Origin of the sequence: Rufibacter ruber (assembly GCF_001647275.1) — a bacterium.
In the GTDB taxonomy this organism is placed as follows: Bacteria; Bacteroidota; Bacteroidia; order Cytophagales; family Hymenobacteraceae; genus Nibribacter; species Nibribacter ruber_C.
In genome coordinates this window covers 103,886-129,357 of sequence record NZ_LRMM01000002.1, presented here as the reverse complement: position 1 = coordinate 129,357, position 25,472 = coordinate 103,886, and the positions used below count along the sequence as shown (strand labels likewise).

The following is a 25,472-nucleotide window of genomic DNA, read 5'->3' as shown; positions in this document are numbered from 1 at the left end:
TTGTGATTGCAGGGAGGAGGAGTGATCCTTCACGCCACCCCAAGGCATGCACCGGCAAGAAGTGCAAGAACCTCTGAGTGGCGTTTCTGGGCTAGTTTTTTGATATCAGCCCCAAACCACGATCTTGGGACCGGCTAAGCCTCCTGCGCGGGGCGGCCATTTTAGATCAGTCTTGTGCGCGGCCAAACAAAATCACAGGAACCTGACTTTACCCTTTTCTCCCGCTATGGCGGGGCTCAGCCTTTCAAACCCCGCTTCGCCAGAAACTTACGCTGCCCGTTTAGCCTGCGCTGAGAAGCCTGTATTAAAGCAACGGGCTGAATTGCCAGAGCCCTTCCCTGTTTTCGGCCTGTTTTTGTGAAAACACGCCAAAAACAGGATCTAGAACCACCGTCGCCAGCACCACTTCCGTGCTAAAGTTAAGGGTTGGGAAGACTTTTTTAGTGGGTTAGGCGTTCTTATCCAGGAGCTGGGCCAAGGGCGCTCAGCGTACTGACAGCAGCCATTCTCCCCCCTGGAAAGCAGGGGAAGGGGTGCTGGCCCGGGGGCTGGCGAACCGGTTCGCTTCTTCTGGCCCGGCAAATATCTTCGCCAAAAAATGGGGATAAATACCTGCAAAGTGTTGATAATTGGCGCTGAAAAGTGTATGTAAAAAGCGTTATCTTTGTGCAAGCTTGAACTGTAAAGTGCAGGCAAAAAGTCAATTCAGCACGAAGATTATGGAAATTACATATTACGGTCAATCCTGCTTTCTGTGCGATCTGGGCGGCACCAGGGTGCTGTTTGATCCCTTCATCACCCCTAACCCTCTGGCGTCTGAGGTGGATCTGGATCAGATTGAGTGCGACTACATCCTGCTGTCACACGGCCACGCAGACCATGTGGCAGATGCCGAGTATCTGTTGAAGAAAACCGGGGCTACGCTGGTGGCTAATTTTGAGATTGTGAGCTGGTACCAGAACAAGGGCATAGAGAAGGTACACCCCATGAACACCGGCGGCAAGGTACACCTGCCCTTCGGGACGGTGAAGATGGTGAACGCCGTTCACTCCAGCTCCCTGCCAGACGGTTCTTACGCCGGTACTGCCGGCGGGTACGTGGTAGAAAGCGCAGAGAAGACCTTCTACTTTGCCGGTGACACCGCCCTTACCCTAGACATGAAACTGATTGGCGACCGGTACCACGTGAACTTTGCCTTTCTGCCCATAGGCGACAACTTCACCATGGATGTAGAAGACGCCCTGGTGGCGGCCAATTACGTGAACACAAAAAAGATCATAGGGATGCATTATGACACCTTCCCTTATATAGAGATTGATCATATTGAAGCGCTGGAGCTTGCAAGGCGCCAGCAGAAGGAGTTGATTTTGATGGAGATTGGTCAAACTATTGAACTGTAACCTGTAGAATGGGAAAAATTATTGCCGTTGCCAACCAGAAAGGCGGCGTGGGCAAAACCACGTCAGCGATCAACCTGGCAGCCAGCTTAGCCGCTTTAGAATTTAAAACCCTGCTGGTAGATGCTGACCCGCAGGCAAATGCCACCTCCGGCATCGGGTTTGACCCGAAAGATATTGAGAACAGCATCTATGAGTGCATGGTAGACGGGACCAGCGTGCAGGAGATCATTCTCACCTCCCCTATTGATTACCTGGACCTGATCCCGTCACACATTGATCTGGTGGGCGCTGAGGTTGAGATGATCAACCTGCCCAACCGGGAGGAGAAAATGAAATCAGTGCTGGTGCCGCTCAAGGAGAAGTATGATTTCATCATCATTGACTGCTCCCCTTCGCTGGGTCTGATCACAGTGAACTCACTTACGGCCGCAGACTCTGTTATCATACCGGTGCAGTGTGAATACTTCGCCCTGGAAGGGCTGGGCAAGCTTCTCAATACCATTAAGATCATTCAGTCACGCCTGAACCCTGACCTGGAGATTGAAGGGCTGCTACTGACCATGTATGACGTGCGCCTGCGCCTGTCTAACCAGGTGGTGGAAGAAGTGAAAACCCACTTCCAGCAGATGGTGTTTGACACCATTATACCCCGTAACGTGAAGTTGAGTGAGTCCCCCAGCTTTGGGGTGCCGGCCATTCTGCATGACGCAGAGAGCAAGGGAGCCATTAGCTACCTGAACCTGGCCCGTGAGATTGTAGAGAAAAACGGGGTGGCCGTTGCCCAATAATTTTAGAAAGAGAAAAGTACATGTCTGATAATTCAGCCAAAAAGAAAGCCGGCGGATTGGGAAGGGGCTTGAACGCCCTGATCTCTGGCGGCTATGAACAACGAAAGTCTGATTCTTCTACCCTTCATGAGGTCAATACTATCGCAGAGATAAAATTAACCCAGATTGAGACCAACCCCTTTCAGCCGCGTACCCATTTTGATCAGGTGGCGCTGGAGGAACTGGCCGAGTCTATAAGAATTCAAGGCATCATTCAGCCTATCACGGTAAGGCAGCTCAACGCAGAGGCATACCAGCTGATCTCCGGGGAACGCCGTTTTCAAGCCGCTAAACTGGCCGGTCTGGAGTCTATTCCCGCCTACATCAGAAAAGCTGATGACCAGCAGATGCTGGAGATGGCCCTGATTGAGAACATTCAGCGGGAAAACCTCAATGCCATTGAAATTGCCCTCAGCTACCAGCGCCTGCTCTCAGAGTGTAACCTCAAGCAGGAGGAGCTGGGTGACCGGGTAGGCAAAAAGCGCACCACAGTCACCAACTACCTGCGCCTGCTAAAACTGCCGCCAGACATACAGATAGGGATCAGGGATAACATGATCTCTATGGGGCACGCCCGCGCCGTGATCAACATTGATGATGTGGAGAAGCAGCTGGAGGTGTACCGCAAAATTGTGAACGAGGAGCTCTCAGTGCGCAAGGTGGAGGAGCTGGTTCGCAAGATCAACCAGGAAAACAAAAAGCCAGACCCGCAGACCAAATTAGACCTGCATCCGTTTGAGAATGAAGTGAAGCGGGTAGAAACAAGGCTATCATCCTATTTCGGAACCCGTATTCAAGTGAAAGCCTCTGCAGAGGGCAAAGGGGAAATCAAGATCCCGTTTGTGTCTGTAGATGAGTTGAACCGGATTCTGGAAATTTTAAATTACTCATAAATGCGGCATTGGGCGGCACTTTTCTCCTTCGTACTAGTTCTTCTTGGAACGGCCTACCACGCCCAGGCGCAAGTGGTAACCGCCGGACCAGATTCTGTAGTGGTGGCCACTCCCGCCACGGTGGCCATAGATACCACCCAGAAAAAAGGCTTTAAGAATTGGAGTAGGCCAGCCAAGGCAGCATTCTATTCTCTGGTGGTTCCGGGATTAGGGCAGGCGTACAACAAGAGCTACTGGAAAATTCCTCTGATCTATGCTACTGGGGCTGTCATTGGGTATTTCATCTATGATAACAACAGGCAGTACCAGGGCTTTTCCAAAGCAATCAGAGTGCGGTTTGACGGTGACCCCAATACCATAGACCAATACGCCAACCAGGGACTGTACGCCCAGGGGCTGCCCAACGACCAGGGTGACAGGAATCTCCAGCGAAGCCGCGACTTTTTCAGGAAATACCGGGACCTTGACATCATTCTGGGGGTGCTGGCCTGGGGCCTGAACGTGATGGAGGCCCACGTACACGCACACTTGAAGGGCTTTGACGTGGGAGACGACCTTTCTTTCCGGCTTACCCCGGGAATGCAGCAAGTGGCCCACTCCTCTTCTTATGCGGCTGGCCTTACCTTACAAATTAACTTGAACAGATAACATGCGCATCCTTCTGATTGGCTACGGTAAAATGGGGAAAACAATTGAGCGTCTGGCCAAGGCCAAAGGGCATGAGATTGTAGGCACCCTGACCATAGAAGACGCAGACCGGTTACAGGAATTCACGGCAGAACAGGTAGATGTGGCCATTGAGTTCACCAGCCCGGCCGCCGCCGTACCCAATATTCTCACCTGCTTTGAAAAAGGAATTCCCGTAGTGGTGGGTACAACGGGCTGGCTGGAGCAGTTGCCCCTGGTGACTGAGCAATGTGCGGCCGCCCAAGGCTCACTTTTTTTCGCTTCTAATTTCAGCATTGGGGTGAACCTCTTCTTCCATTTTAATGAATATGTGGCGAAAAAAATGCAGCGGTACCCCGAGTATGCGGTGCAGGTGAAAGAGATTCACCACATTCACAAGCTAGACAAGCCCAGCGGCACCGCCTTGACCATTGCTGATGGCATTATGGCGCATTACCCTCAGAAACAAGGCTGGGTGAACAACGCTACCCACAACCCTGAAATGCTGGGGATTGAATCTGAGCGGGAGGGTGAAGTTGTTGGGACGCATATTGTGCAATACACCTCAGAAAACGATACCTTTGAGCTACACCATATAGCCCATAGCAGAGAAGGTTTTGCCGCCGGCGCCATTTTGGCCGCTGAATGGCTCCCGGGCCGCCAGGGCATCTTTGGAATGCCTGACCTGCTGGAACTTTAAAAAAGATCACATGAGCATCCGTTTTTGGACGAAAGAGAATAAACAGCCTAAACAGAAAAAAGGCTTTTTGCGGGAATGGGGAGACGCCATTCTGTTTGCCGTTGTAGCGGCCACCCTGATCAGGTGGGCTACCTTTGAGGCCTACACCATTCCCACTCCCTCTATGGAGAAGTCACTGCTGGTGGGAGACTACCTGTTTGTGAGCAAGCTGCACTACGGCCCCAGAACCCCAAAAACACCGCTGCAGGTACCGCTCACCCACCAAACCATCTGGGGCACCAATATCCCGTCTTATTCAGATGCCATCCAGCTGCCGTCTTACCGTTTGCCAGGCTTTTCTGAGGTGAAGAACAATGACGTGGTCGTGTTCAACTTCCCGCCAGAAGAGCAGCACCCGGTAGACCTCCGTACCAACTACATCAAGCGCTGTATTGCCATTGCCGGTGACAAAATCCAGATGAAAGACCTGCAGGTGTACATCAATGACAAGCTGGTCCCTGAGCCGGAGAAAGTACAGTATTCGTATTTCCTGCTCACCAAGACGCCCCTGAACCCCAACTTCTTTAAAGAAAACAACATTACTGATATTCAGGAACTGTACGGCGGGGCCGGCTACGTGGTGAACACTTCCCCAGAGACTGCCCAGCAGCTCAAAGGCTTTGAGTTCATCAGCAATGTGATTATCAGGAAAGACAGTGTGGCGCAGCCAGACGTGTTCCCGTTCAAGCCCAGCATGTACCCCTACAACAAAGACAACTTCGGTCCTTTTGTGGTACCCAAAGAAGGCATGACAGTCCAGATCAACGCCCAAACCATTCCGTTGTATGAAATGGTGATCAGGAAGTATGAAGGCAATGAAAACGTGGTAGTCACAGACAGCAGCATCACCATTGCTGGCAAAGCCATTACCCAGTACACGTTCAAGCAGAATTATTACTGGATGATGGGTGACAACCGCCATGACTCCCTAGACTCCCGCTACTGGGGTTTTGTGCCTGAAGACCATGTGGTAGGCAAGGCCGTTCTGGTCTGGATGTCAGCAGACCCTAATGCCGGGTTCTTTGATAAGATTCGCTGGAGCAGAATTTTCATGGGTATCAAATAATATCCCTGTTTTGGAGCCGTTTTTGTAAAAACAGGCCAAAAACAGAAACTACCCAATTACTACTAAAGCAGAGCGCCAGCCCCAAGCTGGCGTTTTGCATATTCTTCTTTCCGTGAAACGGAAGAAAAGTTAAATTAGCCCCGCTAGAAACCTTTTTCCATGCGTAGAATTGTCCCGCTTCTCCTATTGCTTGTTTTCCTGAACGGCTCCCTGGCACTTGGCCAATCGGCTCCTCTAAAGAGCTGGGTCAGGATCAACCAGATGGGGTATTTGCCTACCTCCACCAAAATAGCCGTACTGGCCAGCAAAGAACCGCTCAAAGGCAACAACTTTACTGTGCATGACGTGATCACGGGCAAGGAAGTCTTCAAAGGGAAGCAGTCTAAAGATTTTGGCCCGTATGCCGCCTTTACCAATACCTACCGCCTGGATTTCTCCAAATTCAGGAAGACCGGCAATTTCTTCATTAAAGCCGGCGGGGCTATTTCCCCTAAATTCAGGGTAAGCCCAGACGTGTATGATAACACCGCAGACTATGTGCTGCACTACATGCGGCAGCAGCGTTGCGGTTTCAACCCTTTCTTCAGAGACTCCTGCCATACCAAAGACGGCTTTGTGGTGTTTCACCCAGACCCGAAGGTGGACTCCACCTTCATTGATGCCCGTGGCGGCTGGCATGACGCCTCAGATTACCTGCAGTATGTGACCACCTCGGCCAATGCCGTATTCCAGATGTTGTTTGCCTACCAGCAGAACCCCAAGGCCTTTGGGGACAACTATTTTGACAACGGCCTGCCCGGCAGCAACGGGGTGCCAGACATTTTAGATGAGGCAAAGTGGGGACTGGACTGGCTCCTGAAAATGTACCCCAAGCCTGACCTCATGTTCAACCAGATTGCAGATGACCGCGACCACACCGGCTACCGGCTGCCTATCTATGACCGGGTGAATTATGGCAAAGGCGCCGGCAACGGCCGGCCGGTGTACGTAGTTTCTGACAAACCGCAGGGGGCGTTCCAGTACAAAAACCGTTCTACCGGGGTGGCCTCCACGGCCGGCAAATTTTCCTCAGCTTTCAGCATGGGCGCCCAGCTCCTGGCCGATTACTACCCTGAGTACGCTCAGCTGCTCCAGACCAAAGCCAGGCAGGCGTATGAGTTTGGTTTGGCCAGACCCGGCGTGAGCCAGACCGCCCCCGGCAGAGCCCCCTATTTTTATGAGGAAGACAACTGGGTAGATGACATGGAACTGGCCGCCGTACAACTGTACCACCAGACCGGTGCCACCGAATTTCTGGAGAAAGCCGCCGAGTTTGGCAGACAGGAGCCGCAGACCCCCTGGCTGGGCAAAGACACCGCCCGCCATTACCAATGGTACCCGTTCATCAACCTGGGCCATTTCTACCTGGGCGCCTCTAAAGACGAAGCCATACGGCAGGAGTTCATCAGCAACCTGAGCAACGGGCTGGAGGCGGTTTTCAGGCGCAGCAGAAAAAATGCCTTTAACATGGGGGTACCGTTTATCTGGTGCTCTAACAATCTGGTGGCGGGCCTGGTAACCCAGGCGGTGTTGTACCGCCAACTTACTGGTGACCGCCGGTATGTGGAGATGGAGGCGGCACTGCGGGATTGGCTGTTTGGGATGAACCCTTGGGGCACCAGCATGGTGGTAGGGTTGCCCCAGAGTGGTGAGTTCCCCAACTCCCCCCACTCCTCCCTCTCCCTGCTCATGGGCTATAAGCTGGCGGGAGGCCTGGTAGACGGTCCTGTGTACAACAGCATCTTCAAGAACCTGAAAGGGCTGAAACTAGATGCCGAAGACGAGTTTGCCGCCTATCAGTCTAATCTGGCGGTGTACCATGATGACCACGGCGACTATTCAACCAATGAACCCACCATGGATGGCACCGCCAGCCTCAGCTTTCTGCTCTCCTCACTCCAGATGGAAGGCAAAGAGAAAGGCAAAGTCAGGAAAATAAAAAAAAAGTAACCCGGTACCAGGGGGCCATAGTCAGGGGGGACACCGCGCAAAAACAGCTGGCGCTGGTCTTCACCGGCCATGAGTTTGCAGATGGTTACCCGGTCATCAGAAAAACCCTGAGAAAGCACCACGTACCGGCGGCCTTCTTTCTTACCGGAGACTTTTACCGCAACCCCGGTTTTGCACCCGTTATTAAAGGCCTGAAAAAAGACGGGCACTACCTGGGGGCCCACTCAGACCGGCACCTGCTGTACGCAGATTGGGGCAAGCGGGACTCCCTGCTGGTTTCCAGGCGCCAGTTCATGGTAGATCTTAGGGCCAATTATGCAGAAATGGCGCGCTTTGGGGTCGCCAAAGAAGAAGCCCCTTTCTTTCTGCCCCCCTATGAGTGGTACAACCAGCAGATTGCTAACTGGACCACAGAGGCAGGCTTCACCCTTATCAACTACACCTCCGGCACCCTTTCGCACGCAGACTACACCTACCCCAGCCTGGGCAGGCAATACCGCTCCAGCCAAACCATTCTGGATTCTATCTGGGAGCGGGAAGAAAAAGATCCACACGGCCTCAACGGCTTTCTGCTGCTGATGCACCTGGGTACTGATCCGGCCAGGACAGATAAACTGTACCACCAGCTGGACTTTCTGCTGCAGGAGCTCAAAAGGCGCGGCTACCAACTGGTCCCGCTGCGCGAACTCCTTCCCTAGCCAACGCTTGTTTAGAGCTGTTTTTTGAAAAAGAAGCCAGAAACACCCTTTTCTTCCGGCAAAGAAACCTTTACCTTTTCGGCCTAAAAGAACCAACCACTCACACCTATGGCAGCCCCTTTTACGGCCAAGTCAACCGTGCAAGAAATAGAACAGCGTTTTGATCAGGAGATAGAACGTTTCTCCAACCTAGAGACCGGGCAGCTGTCTACCATAGACGCCCCCTTGTGTCTGGAGCTGATAACCTCGGCGGCCCAATATGCTACACCGCATGCCCGGCACCTGCTGGATATTGGCTGTGGCGCCGGTAATTTCACCTTGAAAATGCTATCTAAACTCCCGCACCTGAACTGCACGCTGGTTGACCTGAGCCGGCCCATGGTGCAGAGGGCGCAGCAACGGGTGCAAGCAGAAACCAGGGGTGAAGTAAAGGCCCTACAGGGAGATATCAGGGAAGTGCCGCTTACTGAAAAGCCGTTTGATGTGATTCTGGCCGGTGCGGTGCTGCACCACCTGCGGGAAGAAGAAGACTGGGAATTTGTGTTCCGGAAACTGTACCACAGCCTGAAAGACGGCGGCTCCTTCTGGATCTCTGACCTGGTGGTGCAGGCCACTCCCCAGATTGACCAGCTCATGTGGCAACGCTACGGTGACTATCTTACCAGCGTGGGCGGCCTGGACTACAGAAACCACGTGCTGGCCTATATTGAAAAGGAAGACTCGCCCCGTTCTGTTACTTTTCAACTGGACCTCTTACGTAAGGTGGGATTCAAACAAGTGGAGCTCCTGCACAAGAACTCCTGCTTTGCCGCCTTTGGCGGAATAAAATAACAGTTTCTGTTTTGGGCTGTTTTTCAGAAAACAGCCCCAAAACAGAAACCCAGGCTACCAGTCAATCTCGGGCTGGCCGTGCCCTCTTAAATAGGCGTTGGCCTTGCTAAAATGCCGGGTGCCAAAGAACCCTTTGTCTGCCGCAAACGGTGAGGGGTGGGCCGCTTTCAGCACCAGATGCTTCTGGCTGTCAATCATCTGGCCTTTCTTCTGGGCATAAGCCCCCCACAGCAGGAACACCACGTTTTCCTTCAGGTCAGACACCTTCTTGATCACAGCATCAGTAAACTCTTCCCAGCCTTTCTTCTGGTGGCTACCCGCCTGGTGGGCCCGTACGGTAAGGGTGGCATTCAGCAACAGCACCCCCTGCTCTGCCCATCGCTCCAGATTTCCGCTGCGCGGAATGGGTTTCCCTAAATCTGCCTCTATCTCTTTGAATATGTTAAGCAAAGAGGGAGGCGTTCTGATTCCTTCACTCACCGAGAATGCCAGCCCGTTGGCCTGCCCTTTGCCGTGGTACGGGTCCTGGCCCAGAATGACCACCCGCACTTGGTCAAACGGGCATTCCTCAAAGGCATGGAAAATGTTTTTACCAGCCGGATAAACTTCTGTAGTGGCATATTCTGACTTTACAAACTGGATGAGCTCCTGAAAATAAGGCTTCTCAAATTCGTCTTGCAGGACCTGTTGCCAGCTGCTTTCAATTTTTACCTGCATAGAGAGGTGACATGTTAATGGTTTTCTGTGTAATTTTAAGCAAGAATCCGGCTGGCTAAACTTATTTACCAGATAGGCTGTTCTTCTTTATACCAAATAAAGGCACGCATGGATACGAAAACAACCCAAGGAGTAACCGTTCACGTTACCACGAACTACCTCCCTGACTACTCCAGTCCGGCCCAGCAGCACTTTGTGTTCGCCTATAAGATATCAATAGAGAACAACAGCGAATTTACGGTAAAGTTGTTACGCCGCCACTGGCACATCTATGATTCTAACAATGAAGTGCGCGAAGTGGAGGGCGAAGGCGTGGTAGGGCAGCAACCGGTGCTGGAACCCGGCGAGAGCCACCAGTATGTGTCTGGCTGCAACCTTAAGACCAGCATTGGTAAAATGGCGGGCACGTTTCTCATGGAGCGCCTGGTAGACGGGCGTCAGTTCTACGTGTCCATTCCGGAGTTCACCTTAATTGTTCCTTACAAGCTTAACTAATCACTGCTCTTGTTGCAACAGGCCGCTATGGTTTACAGGTACGCCTCGTTCTGGTGGCGTTCAGGGAATGCACATGGCCTGCACTCCCCTTTTGTATTCAATCTCTACTGCTTTATCATTCACCACAACGGCCATTTTCTGGCCTATGACAAGGTAGAGGCCCTCAGAGAAAAGCTGCTGCAAGACCAGACAGAGCTGGCCGTCACTGACTTTGGGGCCGGCTCCCATACCCAAAACACCAGAAAACGCAAAGTGGCAGACATTGCCCGCACCGCGGCCAAACCGGCCCGTCTGGGGCAGTTGCTGTTCAGGCTGGCCAACCATTTTCAACCCGCCACTGTTCTGGAACTGGGCACCTCCCTTGGCCTCACCACCGGCTATCTGGGTCTGGCCAGGGAAAAGGCAAACCTCTAGAAGGACGTTTGGCTATGCGGTAGCCAGGAAATACCTCACTCTGGCAGCACTTGTAAAATTAGTTTCTCTGCTGGGGCAAACCCTTTGTATGGTTTCCCCACCTATTAGAAGTCAAGCCGCTTGCTTGGGTGCTTCTCTTTTCATCTCATCAATATGTAAGGAATAAATAGAAAACCCACCCGTGAAATGTAATACGCGCATAGTTCCAATTTCCTGTTCATCTTTCACCAGTAGGGGGGCGCGCATAGCTAAGGCAGGAGTGTCATCTTTAAAACGGGTTGAATTCTTATCTTCTGTCTTGCTCAACGGAGGTAAAGGAACAGCCAGGTCCTGAGAAGCGGCTTTGTATCTGGCTAGGGTTTCCCTTTGTAGTACACATGCCAGTCGTTCAGCAGAACGTAAAGACCCGGGATAGAAAGTCAGACCAGCCCCAAAAACTTGGAAACTTTTTTCAGACCCATCTTTTTGGGGGCCTCAACACCTTACTTGTTGAAGAAATTCATGGTGCGCTCCAGGCCTATGGCCCCAAACGAAATGCACATGTCGCCGGCTTTCTCAATGTAGGTGCCCAGGTCAATCTGCTCATCTTCTGAGAACGGGCTCAGCACATAATCTACCTGGCGGCCTTTGGAGAACTGCGCGTCTACCCCAAACCGAAGTCGCGGGTATTCATTCGTTCCCAGCGTCTCTTCAATGTGCTTTAGCCCGTTATGGCCGCCCGCGCTGCCTTTGGCCCGCATTCTGAGTTTGCCAAACGGAAGCGCCAGGTCATCTGTGATCACCAGCATCTGCGAGGCCGGGATCTTGAGTACGCTCAGCCAGTGCGCCACCGCCTTGCCGCTCAGGTTCATGTAGGTAGTGGGTTTGACCAGTGTAAAGTGTTTGCCCTTGGTCTTGAATTCAGTCACAAACGAATGGCGGCCGGTGTCAAAAGAGACCCCGTGCTTGCTCGCCAGGTGGTCCAGCACCATGAACCCAATGTTGTGGCGGGTGTTTGCATATTCAGGGCCAATGTTGCCAAGGCCCACCAGTAAGTATTTCATATCAACAGGAGTGTCATCTGCCGGGGCGGGTTGCCCTTTCCCAGTAAACCAGCTCATTAAACGGTGAAGCATGGTGCAAAGGTAAGCGTCTTTCTGTTTTAGGGCTACTTTTCTCAAAACAGCCCCAAACTGAAGATAATCTAAAGGTGGGAAACCAGAGCAGGGGGTGTGAGTTGTTGGTCAGGTCAGAGCTGGTATCCAGTTGAATTGCAGGCAAAACAGAGCAGATGAAGGTTCTACCTAAGCAGTTTCTGAGCAGTTTGGAAGCGCGCCGGTGCGAGGGGAAAAGGGATACAGGGGCTTTATATTTTCACCTGCATCACAAAAGGCGAATTCAAACAGACGTTTGAGAAAAAGGTGCAATGTTTATTCCTGGCCCACTCCAAATTCAAGACTCAGAACTTAAGACTCAGAACTCTTTCAGGGCGTGCCCCTGGCGGGTCGGGCTATCCGCTGCAAGTCCTCGGGCTCGTGCCTCGCCCTGTGGGCTTTCCGCTGCTATCCCTCACGCGTATCCTGGGCCAGCGGTAAACGGCTATTCCTCTTTCTGTTTTCGCTGTTTTCAGAAAAACAGCCCGAAAACAGAAAGGCTACACCGCCGCCAGTCCTTGCTCCAGATCGGCAATAATCTCGGCTGCGTCTTCAATGCCCACCGACAGCCTGATGAGCCCCCCGGTTATGCCCATCTTCTCCTGCAGCTCCCGGGTCAGCCCGCGGTGCGACGTACCCAATGGGTAGGAGAGAGAGGTGGTGACCCCCGCCAATGACGGTGCAAAGGGTATCTGCTGCAAGGCTCTCATGAACCGGTTCACGGCCTCTTGGTCATCTGCCATTCTAAAGGACAGCATGCCCCCAAAAAGGCCGTTGCCCTGTGTTTGGGCCAGTTCATGCTGCGGGTGTGAGGCCAGGCCGGGGTAGAAAACAGCCTGTACTTTGGGGTGCTGCGCCAGCCACTGGGCCACGGCCAGGGCGCTGGCCGCATGGGCACGCATGCGCAGCTTGAGGGTTTTGAGGCTTCGGGCGGCCAGCCAGCTGTCAAACGGACTCAGGTTCAGGCCCCAGGTGCGCATGATCTGGGCGGCGCGTTTGGCCTCTGCTTCAGATTGGGCAATGACCACGCCCGCGGTCACGTCACTGTGGCCGGCAAGGTATTTGGTCACGCTGTGGATCACCAGGTCAGCCCCCAGCGCCAGCGGCCGGGTAAGGATAGGCGAGGCGAAAGTGTTGTCTACTACCAGTTTGATCCCTTTGCCGTGGCAGGTTTCGGCCAGCCGGGCCAGGTCAGTGACCACCATCATGGGGTTGCTGATGGTTTCGGCCAGCAGCAGTTTGGTGTTGGGCTGCACATACCCCTCCAGCGCATAGATTTCGGCCGAAGGCACGTAGGTTACCTCCAGCCCCAGCCGGGTAAGCTCCTGCGACAGCAGCGACGACGAGCCCCCGTAAATCTCCTCAGCGCACAGCACGTGGTCACCGGCCTTGGCGTACACCAGCACCGCCGTCAAAATCGCTGACATGCCTGAGGAGGTGATGACCGCCCCCTGCCCCTGCTCCAGCCGGTTGATCTCCTGCGCCAGCTCCTCATTGTTGGGGTTGCCGTAACGGGTGTACATATAGCTCTGGCCGGGCTCCTCAAAGTAGGCTTCCAGCGCGTTCAGGTCGTCAAAGGTGAAAACCGAGGTTTGGTAGATAGGGGTGGTTTTAGGGTTTATAGACACGGCTTGTGAATTCAGAATTAGGAATTAAGAATGTGAAAGGTATTGCCCGTGATAGCGGTCTTTCAGTAGGAGCGTAAGTTACGTAGCTGTGGCATTTTTACATTGGGCTTTTTCTTCTTTCTCATCATTTTTCTATTATTCTTGAACATAAAAATTTTTGATTCCTTTATCCTTTCTTACAGTCAATTTTATCTTTCGTGTTCTATTCTCTCTTTTGTCATCCTGAAAGGACCCTGTGGGCGGACTGTAATGAATTTGACTTCAAGTAAATTTGAATACCAGCCTATGCTGCCATTTTTCCGGCGGGAATGAAGGGAATTAATGTAGAGAACTGATGGCTATAGGAATGCTGTTCGATCCTTTCAGGATGACAAAAGAGAGAAAAAGAATGGGAAGCTAAGATGATAGAAGGGAGCGGCAAAGACTGTTCAATGGAAGAAAGATTTACAGATTCTATGGGATAAGTGTTATTGTTTTCCTTTCCGTTTTTGGCCTACTTTTCCCAAAACACATCCCAAACGCCTATAAAAGCGAAAGCCCGCCTTCTTGGCAGAAGGGCGGGCTTTCAAAGATGAAAACAGGAAAGACTTAGGCAGTGACAGCTTCGGCCAGTACAATGATTTTGTTGTCCAGCACTTCTACCACCCCACCGTCAATCTGGAACTCAACGGGAGCACCAGAGGCAGGGGTAATGCGCACCGGTCCGTTGGCCAGGGCACTGATGAGGGCGGCGTGATTGTTCAACACTTCAAACCCACCATTGATGCCCGGAAACTTCACTGAAGTCACGTCGCCTTCAAATACTCTCTTATCTGGGGTGATGATCTCTAAATACATTGCTATGAGTTCTGAGTTCTGAGTCTTGAGTCTTGAGTCTATCTTTTGATAAACTCAGAATTCGGACTTAGAAGGAATAAAACTAATTATATTCTGAGTCTTAAACTCTGAACTAGAATCTTTAGAAGACTCAAGACTCAGAACTCAAGACTCAGAACTCAAAGTTTACTTTGCTTCGGCCAGCATTTTCTGTCCTTTGGCAACGGCGTCTTCAATGGTACCTACCAGGTTGAAGGCGGCCTCTGGCAGGTTGTCATGCTTACCGTCCATGATCTCGTTGAAGCCTCTGATGGTGTCTTTGATGTCAACCAATACCCCTTTCAAGCCAGTGAACTGCTCGGCCACGTGGAACGGCTGCGACAAGAAACGCTGTACACGGCGTGCTCTGTGAACCACCAGTTTATCTTCTTCAGACAATTCGTCCATACCCAAGATGGCGATGATGTCTTGCAGTTCTTTGTAACGCTGCAGGATCTCTTTCACGCGCTGGGCAGTGTTATAGTGCTCTTCGCCTACAATGTCAGCGGTCAAGATACGGGACGTAGAATCCAGAGGGTCTACCGCAGGGTAGATACCAAGCTCAGAGATTTTACGGGAAAGTACGGTGGTGGCATCCAAGTGAGCGAAAGTCGTAGCTGGAGCCGGATCCGTCAAGTCATCTGCAGGTACGTAAACGGCCTGTACAGACGTGATAGAGCCACGCTTGGTAGACGTGATACGCTCTTGCATGGCACCCATCTCAGTCGCCAATGTTGGCTGGTAACCCACCGCAGAAGGCATACGACCTAAAAGGGCCGATACCTCAGAACCTGCCTGCGTGAAACGGAAGATGTTGTCAATGAAGAAAAGGATATCACGGCCGGCACCGGTACCGTCACCGTCCCGGAAAGACTCGGCAATGGTCAAACCAGACAAGGCCACACGGGCACGGGCCCCAGGAGGCTCGTTCATCTGCCCGAACACGAAGGTAGCTTTAGACTCTTTCAACGCGTTAGCGTCTACTTTAGACAAGTCCCAGCCGCCGTGCTCCATAGATTCCATGAACTCGTCACCGTATTTCACGATGCCAGACTCAATCATCTCACGCAGCAAGTCGTTCCCTTCACGGGTACGCTCACCCACACCGGCAAACACAGAAAGACCACCGTGGCCTTTGGCGATGTTGTTGATCAACTCCTGGATCAATACGGTTTTACCTACCCCGGCACCCCCGAACAAACCGATTTTACCTCCTTTAGAGTAAGGCTCAATCAGGTCAATTACTTTGATACCGGTGTATAATACCTCAGTAGAGGTAGAAAGGTCTTCAAATTTAGGCGCATTGCGGTGAATAGGCAGGTCCAGTTGGCTGGCAGGCTGCGGAATACCGTCAATGGCATCACCAATCACGTTGAACAGACGGCCTAGCACGTTGTCGCCGGTAGGCATAGAGATAGGAGCCGCCAGGTCAGTTACTTCCATGCCGCGGGTCAACCCTTCGGTTGCGTCCATGGCAATGGTACGTACTCTGTCTTCGCCTAAGTGCTGCTGGGTCTCCAGTACCACGCGGGCACCGTTGTCCTTCGTCACTACCAGGGCATCCATGATGTTGGGCAACTTAGAATTCTCACCCGAAAAGCTAACGTCCACTACAGGGCCGATTACTTGGGTAATTCTGCCAATATTCGCCATTTGGTTGGTTTATAAGAATTTAGATAGATACTCACTTCTTTCAGGCTGCAAAAATAGGGCATTCTGTCTTGATTTCCATAGAAGTAGTGAAAAAGTTTTAGGCATGAAATGCCTCCCTCTAAGTACTAAACTTGAACATGTTTCCTCGGACACACTTTCTAGTCCTATATTCAAATTCATAAAATCTTGCCGATGGGATAAACAAAGGCGGCATACTTTTGCCCAGGCTTTGGCTACTATTGCTTGTTATGCTTTTGAAATGCTATGCTATCAAATGCAGGATTCCCAGTTTGAGCTTAAAACAATTTAGAGTGATTCTCTTGGCTACTTTGTTAAAACCTAATGTAAAAAAGCATGAAAAATAGGCTACCCCAAGAGTTGCAGCCTATTTATAAAGGGAAGAAAAGTCATATATACCCGATTCTTCAAGGGAAGGAAAAAAATTAAGTTTAAAAAAATAGTTAAATCTTATTTATTGCAAAAATCATAGCGATACTAATAGCTATAATAAGAAACAGGAAAAGTAATGATATTTTTGCTCTAGCCTTATCGCCTTTTTTTAACAAAGAGATTAATTCTGTACCCCTTTTGTATATTCCAAAAAGCGCTAAAGGTATGATTATAATATACATTAGGTTCATAAGCTTCACGTCTAATCTTGGGTGGCAGCGGCCAGACAAGTACCGAAGCTCACTACCGCTATAGCAACTCCTATGGGTCCTAACACTCTTTTAGCAACTGCCCCAAATGCCCTAGTCATTAAAGGAATTGACCATGTTGACGCACTTGATGTAGACAACGCCCAAAGTATATCAGCTCCGATGGCAATAGCTGCACACGCTACGTAGTCATTTGCTTCAATTTTTCTAGCGGAAGCAGAGTTTACAAAAAAACTAGAGTAATTAAAACTAACAGATTGGTTAGCCTCAACCTGAGTTAGTGACATTACAAAGGGAATCAAATCTAGCTCTGTCCCTCCTTCCTGTACCAGCATATTTTGAACATCCTGATTTGTAAATCCTTTTGCATACAGGTATTGTTTTGCTTCCTCAACTAAAGGATTTAAACTGCTGATGACATTCTCGACTGGCACATCAATAAAGTAATCAGAATTAGTGGGAGTGGGCTCATACTGAACAATAGCGTTAGAATAACTTACTAAATCAGAGAGTTCTTGAATTGATGTTGTCGTATAAACTAAATCTCTGGTTTCATAATTTGTTTCGGTAGGGAACTCTAGATATATGGGCTCATGTAATGCTTCTTGACCTATTCTAGAATAATTGTTAGAACTTTTCCCTTTCTTATTATCCTTGCCAAAAACCACTGAGCCTACCTTATTTTTATTAGAGTCTAAAGCAGACAGAAATCTATTTTTAGCCATCGCATTTATAGGTTCTTCATTATCACTATGCATACATGAGTCAAAAATAAATACACATGCAAACAAAGCTAGATTTAAAGTAAAAGCCCAAACATTCCTTTTGAAAACTTTTTCAAAGAAAAGCTAAGTAGTTGCAAAATTTTCATATAAATTATTTTATCAGCTACCCCTACCTCCAGATAAAGCGCTGTGTCAGGATCTTCCGCTATCGGTGAGGTAGAAGTCACCAATGCTTTCTGCTTATATATTTATATTTTTTTCAATTATTTAATATTGCAGGAAAGATATAAGTTTTTTTAGATATCCAAAGATTTATCAAGACTTTATTCTTTGTAAATGGTATATACTAATGAAACCCAGCATGCGGAATGGATTTTAATTTATATTAAACGTGTTTTTTAAGGCCGAAAACAACAAACAGCGGGGCGTCTGCATGCAAGTGAAAGCTTGTGAAGCTGAGAAATAGACTACCCAACTAGATCTGCAAAACCAGAAGCTTAATTGTTAAGCAAAGAGCATTTGTTATATTAGAAGCTGTTTAGAGTTTTTTAACCCCCAAAGGAATAGTCAGGTAAAAGTGTTTGCAAAGACATCTTTAACCTAGCCCTACTCCGATGGAAGTCATAAGCGAAGATAGCATAAACCTATGGATAGTCCCTCATCTGAGCGTGGGCAAAAGAGGCTCCAAGCTGCAGGTGAAACCTTCAGAGATCATAGCGGCGATTCTCTACCGGCCCAAGACGGGCTGCCAGTGGCGGGAGCTGCCTACCAGGGCATGCTTCCAAGGAGCGGCCCTGAGCTGGCAGGGAGTGTACCACCACTTCAGGAAGTGGTCAGCGGACGGCAGCCTGAAGAAGGCCTGGACGCAGCTTCTGAAGAGCAGGCGAAGGCTGCTGGACCTCTCCCCCATGCAGCTGGACGGGAGCCAGACCCTCTGCAAGAACGGCGGGGAGCATGTGGGTTACCAGGGCCGGAAAGCGGCCAGGACCTGCAACAGCCTGTTCCTGTCTGACAGCAAGGGGTTGCTGCTGGCCTGCAGTGGGCCTGTCTCAGGCGCCCACCATGATCTTTTCGAGATAGAGAGGGTTTTCAGGGAGATCTGCGGTTTGCTCCGGGGGGCGGGCATCCGGACTGAGGGGCTGTTCCTCAACGCTGATGCGGGTTTCGACTCGGAGGCATTCAGGGGCCTGTGCGCGGAAATGGAGATCGAGGCCAACATCGCCCTTAACCCAAGGAACGGCAGAGGGGAAGAAGGGTATGTCTGCTTTGACCAGGAGCTCTTCAAGAACAGGGCCGTCATTGGGCACGCCAATGCCTGGCTCGACAGCTTCAAGGCTCTGCTGATCCGGTTCGAGACAAAGGCGCTGAACTGGATGGCACTGCATCTGCTGGCATTCACTGTGCTCTTTATCAGGAAAATAAACAAAAGTGAGAAACTCTAAACAGGTTCTGAGTGATTGAGGATAGACAACTGTTATGCAGCTGTAGTAGAAACTCCTACTTTGGTTTTGGTTTCGCCTAGCAAATGCAGGGCCCGTTCCCACTCAAACTCACTGCGCAAATGAATGAAAATGTGGCTGCCGTGCTTAATCATGCGCACATCTTCCAACACCTGCGGGAGCCGCTTGTCCTGACTGGGCAATGTGTAGGTGTAGATTGGCGAAGCCGATTTCAGGTAGAACCAAAGGGTGGTGGCGGTAGTCATCTTATATGCCGGTTAACGAGGTTTTGAAAACAGACTTTATCCAGTCAAACCGAAGCCCGGTGAAGGCGGCCAGTTTCACCGCAAACGTGGTGGGCTGCTCCTGAAAAACCACCGTTCTTTCTTCCGGCGCCGCCGAGGGAGAAATGCGTTTCTGGGCTGCTTTTCTTAAAACTCCCCTAAACCGCACATGCCGACTGGTGAAGCCAATGGCCGGGAAAATGCGGCGGGCCTGCCGGAACTCCTGCGCGCAGGTCAGCCGCAGGCAATAGTAGTTTCCGCAGGGAACCACGTCCAGGCTGTCTACCAGCCACGCCAGATATTCGTCTTCCTTGTCTAAGATAAGTGTGGCAATGGGTTGGGTGGCGTTGTAGTAGACTACCAGCGTGACGGTGTTTTTCTCTGTAGTTGCCATGGTTTCGGGCGGTTAATTTGAGAACCTGTGTAAGTCTACGAAGTCCTTTGGAGCCAATCCAGCCCCGCCGGCAAGCTTAACCAAAACTTAACCGGCCCGTCACAACTCACTAACCTAGTCGTAACAATTCCTTCATTTTGACGCAGTTTTCAGAAAAACAGCCCGGAAACGCACTGCCCAGCTCGCATAATTCTGGAAGAACCTGGCAGGCGAACGGCAGAGGCAGTCAAAACAGGTTTCTCTTGTTCTCCACCAAGATCCTCACAGGAGGACAAAAGAGAATAGGTGCCTTTGTTTTTAGCCCAAGCTGTTCGGGAGGTTCCGTCCAGCTGGTCCAGCTATTCGGGAGTTCTACTCCCGAACCTGCCTGCTGCGGAGTTCCACTCCGCCGGGAGCCGCAGATAAAAAGGGGAGTTGAACTCCCCGGCAGATTGCTTCCGGAGTAGAACTCCGGAAGGGTAAGGCCCTCCTGAGAGGGGAACATTCTGCAGGGGTAGCCAGGGGAGATCCCTGTTGGCAGGGGAAAGGGTGGGGCAGCAAGCATACATGGCGCTGGCAAGCCATGGCTTGGGTTGAGGAATTTCCGGTGCTCACAAGGGAAGTCCAGAGCTGAAGTTTCCTGTTTTGGAGCTGTTTTCTGAAAAACAGGCCGGAAACGCCTAGTAAAAGAGTGTGCATTTAGGCCGCTGCTTCTCAAAGAAATCTTTATTTTTGCCCTCGTCTTACCAAACCAAAATCCGTCTTGGAAACCCAGACCACGCTCACCACCGTTGATACCGCCCAGAAACTGGGCCTGTTACCCGAAGAGTTTGACCGCATCAAAGAAATACTGGGCCGCACGCCCAACTTCACTGAGCTGAGTATTTTCTCAGTGATGTGGTCTGAGCACTGCTCCTATAAAAACTCCATTGTCTGGCTCAAGACTTTGCCTAAAGACTCGCCGCGCATGCTGGCGAAGGCGGGCGAGGAGAACGCTGGTCTGGTAGACATTGGGGGAGGCTTGGCCTGCTCCTTTAAGATTGAGTCACACAACCACCCGTCGGCGTTGGAGCCGTACCAGGGTGCCGCCACTGGCGTGGGCGGGATCAACCGCGACATCTTCACCATGGGTGCCCGCCCCATCGCGCAGCTGAACTCCCTGCGTTTCGGGAATCTGAACTCAGACAAAACCAAGCGTCTGTTAAGAGGCGTGGTGAAAGGAATTGGCGATTACGGCAACGCGTTCGGGATACCCACCGTGGGCGGCGAGCTGTTCTTTGACGACTGCTACAACGTGAACCCGCTGGTGAACGCCTTTTCGGCGGGTATTGTGGAAGTAGGCAAAACCGCCAGCGCCACCTCGCACGGAGCAGGAAACCCGGTATTTATCATCGGCTCTGCCACCGGCAAAGACGGGATACACGGCGCGGCCTTCGCGTCTAAAGACATCACCGAAGACTCCGTGAACGATTTGCCGTCTGTGCAGGTAGGTGACCCCTTCCAAGAGAAATTGCTTTTAGAAGCTACGCTGGAAATTCTGGCCACGAACAAAGTAGTGGGTATGCAGGACATGGGTGCGGCCGGTATCACGTGCTCTACCTCAGAGATGAGCGCCAAAGGCGAAAGCGGCATGGAAATCTGGCTGGACAAAGTGCCTACCCGCCAGGCCAACATGCAGCCGTTTGAGATCCTGCTCTCAGAAAGCCAGGAGCGCATGCTGGTGGTGATGGAGAAAGGTTCTGAAGACCTCATCTACCAAATCTGCGACAAGTGGGACATGTCCTGTGCCCAGATTGGCGAAGTAACCGATACCAAACGCCTGCGCTACTACCAGAACGGTGAGCTAGTGGCTGATGTGCCCGCCGAAGATTTAGTGTTGGGCGGCGGCGCTCCAGTATATCATAGAGAATACCGCGAGCCAGCGTACTTCGCAGAAGCCCAGAAATTCACCATTGACTCCGTGCAGGAGCCAACTAACTATAAAGAAGTAGCTGAGTTTTTGGCCACGCACCCCAATATTGCCTCTAAACGCTGGGTGTACAAACAATATGACTCCATGATTGGCGCGTCTACCCTCACCACCAACCGCCCGGCAGATGCAGGCATTGTGAAGGTGAAAGGGTCTGACAAAGCCATTGCCATCACCGTTGACTGCAACAGCCGCTACGTGAACGCCGACCCTGAGCAGGGGACCGCCATTGCCGTGGCCGAAGCCGCCCGTAACATTGTCTGCTCAGGCGGTGAGCCTGTGGCCATTACCAACTGCCTCAACTTCGGGAACCCGTATGTGCCCGAGGTGTACTGGCAGTTTGTGGGCGCTATCAAAGGCATGGGCAAAGCGTGTACTGCCCTGGGTACGCCCGTGACCGGCGGAAACGTGAGCTTCTACAACCAGTCGTCAGATGAAGGACCTGTGTTCCCGACCCCAACTATTGGTATGCTGGGCATTGTGGAGGACAAAGCCAACGTGATGACCCTGGCGTTCCAGAACGAAGGGGATGCCATCTATTTATTAGGTGCCGCTAAAAATGACATCGCTTCCAGCGAATACCTGTACTCGTACCAAGGCGTGAAACTGTCACCGGCCCCGGCTTTTGACATGGACGAGGAACTACTGGTGCAGAAGACCGTGAAAGAGTTGATTGAAGCACGTTTGGTGGAATCTGCCCATGACTGTGCCGACGGTGGTCTGTACATCACCTTGCTGGAATCTGCCATGGCTAATGAGTTCGGATTTGACGTGGTCACCGATAAAAATTTCCGGAAAGATGCCTACCTGTTCGGCGAGAGCCAGAGCCGCGTGGTGGTAAGCGTAAGCCCTGCCCAGCAGGAGGCGTTTGAGAAACTGGTGTCTGGCAACGGCCTGACTTTCACGAAACTTGGTACGGTAACGGCCCAGAACTGCGTGGTAGACGGGGAGACGTTCCATGCTATCCAGGACATCAAAAACAGCTATGACACCGCCCTGGAGCGGATTATGGAATAAATTTTCTGAAAAATTTTATTCCTAAAATTTGCGCTGAATAAAATCTTTCCTACCTTTGCATCACCAAACGATAGCAACGCTGTCTAAGGGAGATTGTCCGATGGTGTAACTGGCAACACGTCTGATTTTGGTTCAGAAGAGTCCAGGTTCGAAACCTGGTCGGACAACCTAGAAAGCCTCTCAGAGAAATCTGAGGGGCTTTTTCTTTTTCCGCCGGCGGCGGAAAGGCTCTCATTTTGCATGCGGCCTCCCTTCAAAAGCGCTTCTCAACATGTTAATGCGTTTTTGGCTCGTTTTGGCCAAAACAGGCTAAAAACAGGAAATGAGGTCAGGTTAGATTTCCGGCAGGTGCAGGGCCAGTGACAAACTGGTAATATCAAAACCGCACGCTATGCTGGCGCTAAGTTTGCGGTAGAAGGGGCTTGAAAGTAATTGCTGTCAAAGGGATGGCTGTACTGATGTATACTTTCTTCTTTTGTCATCCTGAAAAGATCTGGGCCGCGAACGGTAACAAAACTGGCTCCCCGTATCTAATTTGCCAGAGATCGTTCTGGCAGGACAGGAGAAGGGGCCAGCGGGAGGGTGGGTAATTTTAAGTTAAATCCTGAATGTCTGTTCCCCTCTTTCCCGTCTGTAGTTTTACTTAATATTTCTTAAAAAGTACGGGTATTTACAGGCTATAGGTTTGACCCTTCCAAAATAAGAAGTAATTTTGCGACTTCATTCGGCAACCTCTTCTCCTCATGAACCCTACGGTTAAGCTTTTCTCCGGGAGCGCCTCCCGATATTTCGCTGAAAAAGTGGCTGATGCCTATGGCCTTCCGCTTGGTGATATCACGGTTCAACGTTTTTCAGATGGTGAGATTTCTGTCCATTTCAACGAGTCAGTGCGGGGGTGTGAGGTATTCCTGATTCAGTCTACCTTTCCGCCGGCCGACAACCTGATGGAGCTGATGCTGTTGGTAGACGCGGCCAAGCGTGCCTCGGCGCACAAGGTGATTGTGGTGATGCCGTACTACGGCTACGCCCGCCAGGACAGAAAAGACAAGCCGCGCGTCTCTATTGGGGCCAAGGTGATGGCCAACGCCATTCAGTGCGTGGGCGCTGACCGCCTCATGACCTGTGACTTGCACGCCGGTCAGATTCAGGGCTTCTTTGACATTCCGGTGGACCATCTGGACGGCTCAGCCATCTTTGTGCCGTACCTGCGCAGCCTGGATTTGGGGCAGGATCTGATCTTCGCCTCGCCAGACGTGGGAGGGGTGGTACGTACCAGAAGCTTCGCCAAAGTGTTTGGCGTGGAAATGGTGGTGTGTGACAAGCACCGCAAGCGGGCCAACGAGATTGCCTCCATGCAGGTGATTGGTGACGTGGAGGGCATGGACGTGGTGCTGGTAGACGACCTGGTAGACACTGCCGGAACCATAACCAAAGCCGCCGAGTTGCTGAAAGAAAAAGGTGCCAAAACGGTGAGAGCCATTGCTACCCACGGGGTGTTGTCTGGCCCGGCCTATGAGCGCATTGAGAAGTCTGTGCTGGAGGAGCTGGTGATTTCAGATACCATTCCATTAAAGCAGGAAAGCTCAAAAATTAAGGTGCTTACGTTCTCAGACCTGTTTGCGCGGGCCATCAGCAACGTGGTGACCCATGACTCCATCAGCTCGCTGTTTATCTAACAGTTGGTAGTTGTTGGTTATTAGATATTAGTTAGAAGAAGTACTCCGGTTGCCTTTGTTGGGGCATCACCACAAAAAAAGAAGTCTTGTGTCTTGATACGTGATATTTGCTACTTCAAAAGTGTTTTTCCATTTTTTATTTTTAACTATTTTTTATGCAAAGCTTAGAGATTATAGGGTTTAAAAGAGCAAATCTCGGTAAATCCGAAGCAAAGGCGCTTCGTGAGGAAGCTCAAGTTCCATGTGTGTTGTACGGCGGTGCTGAGCAAGTTCACTTCTCTGCCCCAGCTATCCTGTTCCGTGACTTGGTGTACTCTCCAGAGGTTTACCAGGTTGACCTGAACATTGAAGGCACACACTACAAAGCCATCATGCAAGACCTGCAGTTCCACCCGGTGAACGAGCAGTTACTGCACGTAGACTTCCTGTTGCTGCAAGACGAGAAAGAAGTGAAAATTGATGTGCCTGTACGTTTTGTAGGTACTTCTCCAGGGGTAATGGCCGGTGGTAAACTGGTGACCAAACTGCGTAAACTGCGTGTGAAAGCACTTCCAGCTAACCTGCCAGATTCAATCGCGGTTGATATCTCTGACCTGGAGCTGGGTAAGTCTATCAAAGTGAACAAAATCACGCCTGGTGACTACACCATCCTGACCAACCCGCTTTCACCAGTGGCTACGGTAACCATCCCAAGAGCTCTGAAAAGCGCTCAGACCGAGGAGAAAAAAGGCAAGAAATAGTCTTTTCATTCAAATTGTCTCAAACATCCTGTTTCGCCCTGCGGAACAGGATGTTTTGTTTTCTGGCCTTTCTGTTTCCGGGCTGTTTTAGCCAAAATAGGCCAAAAACAGAAATGGCGGTGTTACTGCTCCCGCTGGAAGAAGGACAATTCAAGTTGTCAGATGCAGGATTTTATAGGATTAAGTTAATTTCAGGATTGGGTGCGCTATTGGCACAGACGCTCACAGGTCCTCCAGACGCTACGGGGTCTTTTAAGAATGGCTGATTGGTCTTTGTTGATTATTGATTTTAAAATCTAATGCGCTGGCGATTAAGAAGAATGTGTAAAGAATAGTTCGCTGGCGCGAGTTTGTAACTCGTGCTTACATGTGCTGCGAGTCTCCAGACTCGCCGGGAACCACGAGCTGGGAATTTTGTGAAACAGGAGTCTGGAGACTCCAACCACTCATCGGCACGAGTCTGAAGACTCGCGCCAGAGATTACTTTCAATAAAAACCTACTATGGCGCGGAAGTTACTTCCGTGCCTTTCTTCTGCTTGGCCTTTACTATTCTAAAAGCAACGAACTTGCCCTCATCCTAACCTT

23 protein-coding genes and 1 tRNA gene are annotated in these 25,472 nt (G+C 51.0%); 16 read left to right on the top strand and 8 right to left on the bottom strand.

What is annotated here, in order from left to right; translation table 11 throughout:
* Positions 1-719 precede the first annotated feature (719 nt).
* The 9 genes from A8O25_RS01545 (at position 720) to A8O25_RS01505 (ending at position 9,109) form a co-directional block, all read left to right on the top strand.
* Positions 720-1,400: a metal-dependent hydrolase gene (locus tag A8O25_RS01545; protein ID WP_066829807.1), complete on the top strand. Its 681-nt coding sequence runs from the start codon at positions 720-722 to the stop codon at positions 1,398-1,400.
* Between the two features lie 8 nt (positions 1,401-1,408).
* Complete coding sequence (locus A8O25_RS01540; protein WP_066829804.1) at positions 1,409-2,188, top strand: ParA family protein; 780 nt, start codon at positions 1,409-1,411, stop codon at positions 2,186-2,188.
* A 20-nt stretch (positions 2,189-2,208) separates the two neighbouring features.
* Positions 2,209-3,120, top strand: a complete 912-nt coding sequence (locus A8O25_RS01535) for a ParB/RepB/Spo0J family partition protein (RefSeq protein ID WP_066829801.1) — start codon at positions 2,209-2,211, stop codon at positions 3,118-3,120.
* The gene (locus A8O25_RS01530; protein WP_066829798.1) at positions 3,121-3,768 is read left to right on the top strand and encodes a DUF5683 domain-containing protein; all 648 of its coding nucleotides are present in this window, start codon (positions 3,121-3,123) and stop codon (positions 3,766-3,768) included.
* Position 3,769: 1 nt separating this feature from the next.
* Positions 3,770-4,486 carry a 4-hydroxy-tetrahydrodipicolinate reductase gene (dapB, locus tag A8O25_RS01525; protein WP_066829795.1) on the top strand — a complete coding sequence of 239 codons (717 nt, stop codon included), beginning with the start codon at positions 3,770-3,772 and terminating at the stop codon, positions 4,484-4,486.
* 10 nt (positions 4,487-4,496) lie between these two features.
* Positions 4,497-5,591: a signal peptidase I gene (gene lepB / locus A8O25_RS01520; RefSeq protein ID WP_066829792.1), complete on the top strand. Its 1,095-nt coding sequence runs from the start codon at positions 4,497-4,499 to the stop codon at positions 5,589-5,591.
* A 159-nt stretch (positions 5,592-5,750) separates the two neighbouring features.
* The gene (locus A8O25_RS01515; RefSeq protein ID WP_066829789.1) at positions 5,751-7,580 is read left to right on the top strand and encodes a glycoside hydrolase family 9 protein; all 1,830 of its coding nucleotides are present in this window, start codon (positions 5,751-5,753) and stop codon (positions 7,578-7,580) included.
* A 17-nt stretch (positions 7,581-7,597) separates the two neighbouring features.
* Positions 7,598-8,278, top strand: coding sequence for a polysaccharide deacetylase family protein (locus A8O25_RS23465; protein WP_206598637.1), 681 nt, complete (start codon positions 7,598-7,600; stop codon positions 8,276-8,278).
* A gap of 108 nt (positions 8,279-8,386) precedes the next feature.
* The gene (locus A8O25_RS01505; RefSeq protein WP_066829786.1) at positions 8,387-9,109 is read left to right on the top strand and encodes a class I SAM-dependent methyltransferase; all 723 of its coding nucleotides are present in this window, start codon (positions 8,387-8,389) and stop codon (positions 9,107-9,109) included.
* 54 nt (positions 9,110-9,163) lie between these two features.
* Here A8O25_RS01505 and ung read toward each other — a convergent pair whose 3' ends face one another.
* Positions 9,164-9,826, bottom strand: coding sequence for a uracil-DNA glycosylase (gene ung, locus A8O25_RS01500; RefSeq protein WP_066829783.1), 663 nt, complete (start codon positions 9,824-9,826; stop codon positions 9,164-9,166).
* 108 nt (positions 9,827-9,934) lie between these two features.
* Between ung and apaG the strand changes: the two genes are divergently transcribed.
* Positions 9,935-10,321, top strand: coding sequence for a Co2+/Mg2+ efflux protein ApaG (apaG, locus tag A8O25_RS01495; RefSeq protein ID WP_066829780.1), 387 nt, complete (start codon positions 9,935-9,937; stop codon positions 10,319-10,321).
* Positions 10,322-10,348: 27 nt separating this feature from the next.
* Positions 10,349-10,735, top strand: a complete 387-nt coding sequence (locus A8O25_RS01490; RefSeq protein WP_066829777.1) for a hypothetical protein — start codon at positions 10,349-10,351, stop codon at positions 10,733-10,735.
* Positions 10,736-11,217: 482 nt separating this feature from the next.
* Here the strand turns inward: A8O25_RS01490 and pth are convergent, their stop codons facing one another.
* The 5 genes from pth to A8O25_RS01455 all read right to left on the bottom strand — a co-directional run bounded on the left by pth (position 11,218) and on the right by A8O25_RS01455 (position 17,388).
* On the bottom strand, positions 11,218-11,778 hold the full coding sequence (gene pth, locus A8O25_RS01480; protein ID WP_066829932.1) for an aminoacyl-tRNA hydrolase: 561 nt from the start codon (positions 11,776-11,778) through the stop codon (positions 11,218-11,220).
* Between the two features lie 590 nt (positions 11,779-12,368).
* Entirely contained in the window at positions 12,369-13,496 is a 1,128-nt protein-coding gene (locus A8O25_RS01475; RefSeq protein WP_066829772.1) for a trans-sulfuration enzyme family protein, read from the bottom strand.
* A gap of 588 nt (positions 13,497-14,084) precedes the next feature.
* Positions 14,085-14,333 carry an ATP synthase F1 subunit epsilon gene (gene atpC / locus A8O25_RS01470; protein WP_066829770.1) on the bottom strand — a complete coding sequence of 83 codons (249 nt, stop codon included), beginning with the start codon at positions 14,331-14,333 and terminating at the stop codon, positions 14,085-14,087.
* A gap of 165 nt (positions 14,334-14,498) precedes the next feature.
* Positions 14,499-16,004: a F0F1 ATP synthase subunit beta gene (atpD, locus tag A8O25_RS01465; RefSeq protein ID WP_066829767.1), complete on the bottom strand. Its 1,506-nt coding sequence runs from the start codon at positions 16,002-16,004 to the stop codon at positions 14,499-14,501.
* A gap of 652 nt (positions 16,005-16,656) precedes the next feature.
* On the bottom strand, positions 16,657-17,388 hold the full coding sequence (locus A8O25_RS01455; RefSeq protein WP_066829761.1) for a hypothetical protein: 732 nt from the start codon (positions 17,386-17,388) through the stop codon (positions 16,657-16,659).
* Between the two features lie 614 nt (positions 17,389-18,002).
* Between A8O25_RS01455 and A8O25_RS01450 the strand changes: the two genes are divergently transcribed.
* The gene (locus A8O25_RS01450) at positions 18,003-18,830 is read left to right on the top strand and encodes a transposase (RefSeq protein ID WP_193788613.1); all 828 of its coding nucleotides are present in this window, start codon (positions 18,003-18,005) and stop codon (positions 18,828-18,830) included.
* Positions 18,831-18,862: 32 nt separating this feature from the next.
* On the opposite strand, the gene A8O25_RS01445 is transcribed toward A8O25_RS01450, so the two are convergent.
* Both A8O25_RS01445 and A8O25_RS01440 read right to left on the bottom strand, forming a co-directional pair.
* Positions 18,863-19,093, bottom strand: a complete 231-nt coding sequence (locus A8O25_RS01445; RefSeq protein WP_066829759.1) for a hypothetical protein — start codon at positions 19,091-19,093, stop codon at positions 18,863-18,865.
* Between the two features lies 1 nt (position 19,094).
* Positions 19,095-19,505 carry a hypothetical protein gene (locus A8O25_RS01440; protein WP_066829754.1) on the bottom strand — a complete coding sequence of 137 codons (411 nt, stop codon included), beginning with the start codon at positions 19,503-19,505 and terminating at the stop codon, positions 19,095-19,097.
* Between the two features lie 742 nt (positions 19,506-20,247).
* On the opposite strand from A8O25_RS01440, the gene purL reads away from it, so the two are divergent.
* From purL to A8O25_RS01420, 4 genes are all read left to right on the top strand, one after another.
* Positions 20,248-22,470, top strand: coding sequence for a phosphoribosylformylglycinamidine synthase subunit PurL (gene purL / locus A8O25_RS01435; RefSeq protein ID WP_066829751.1), 2,223 nt, complete (start codon positions 20,248-20,250; stop codon positions 22,468-22,470).
* 94 nt (positions 22,471-22,564) lie between these two features.
* Positions 22,565-22,637: transfer RNA gene (locus A8O25_RS01430), tRNA-Gln, on the top strand.
* A 576-nt stretch (positions 22,638-23,213) separates the two neighbouring features.
* Positions 23,214-24,146, top strand: coding sequence for a ribose-phosphate pyrophosphokinase (locus tag A8O25_RS01425; protein ID WP_066829748.1), 933 nt, complete (start codon positions 23,214-23,216; stop codon positions 24,144-24,146).
* Positions 24,147-24,301: 155 nt separating this feature from the next.
* Positions 24,302-24,886, top strand: coding sequence for a 50S ribosomal protein L25/general stress protein Ctc (locus tag A8O25_RS01420; protein ID WP_066829745.1), 585 nt, complete (start codon positions 24,302-24,304; stop codon positions 24,884-24,886).
* Positions 24,887-25,472: the final 586 nt, after the last annotated feature.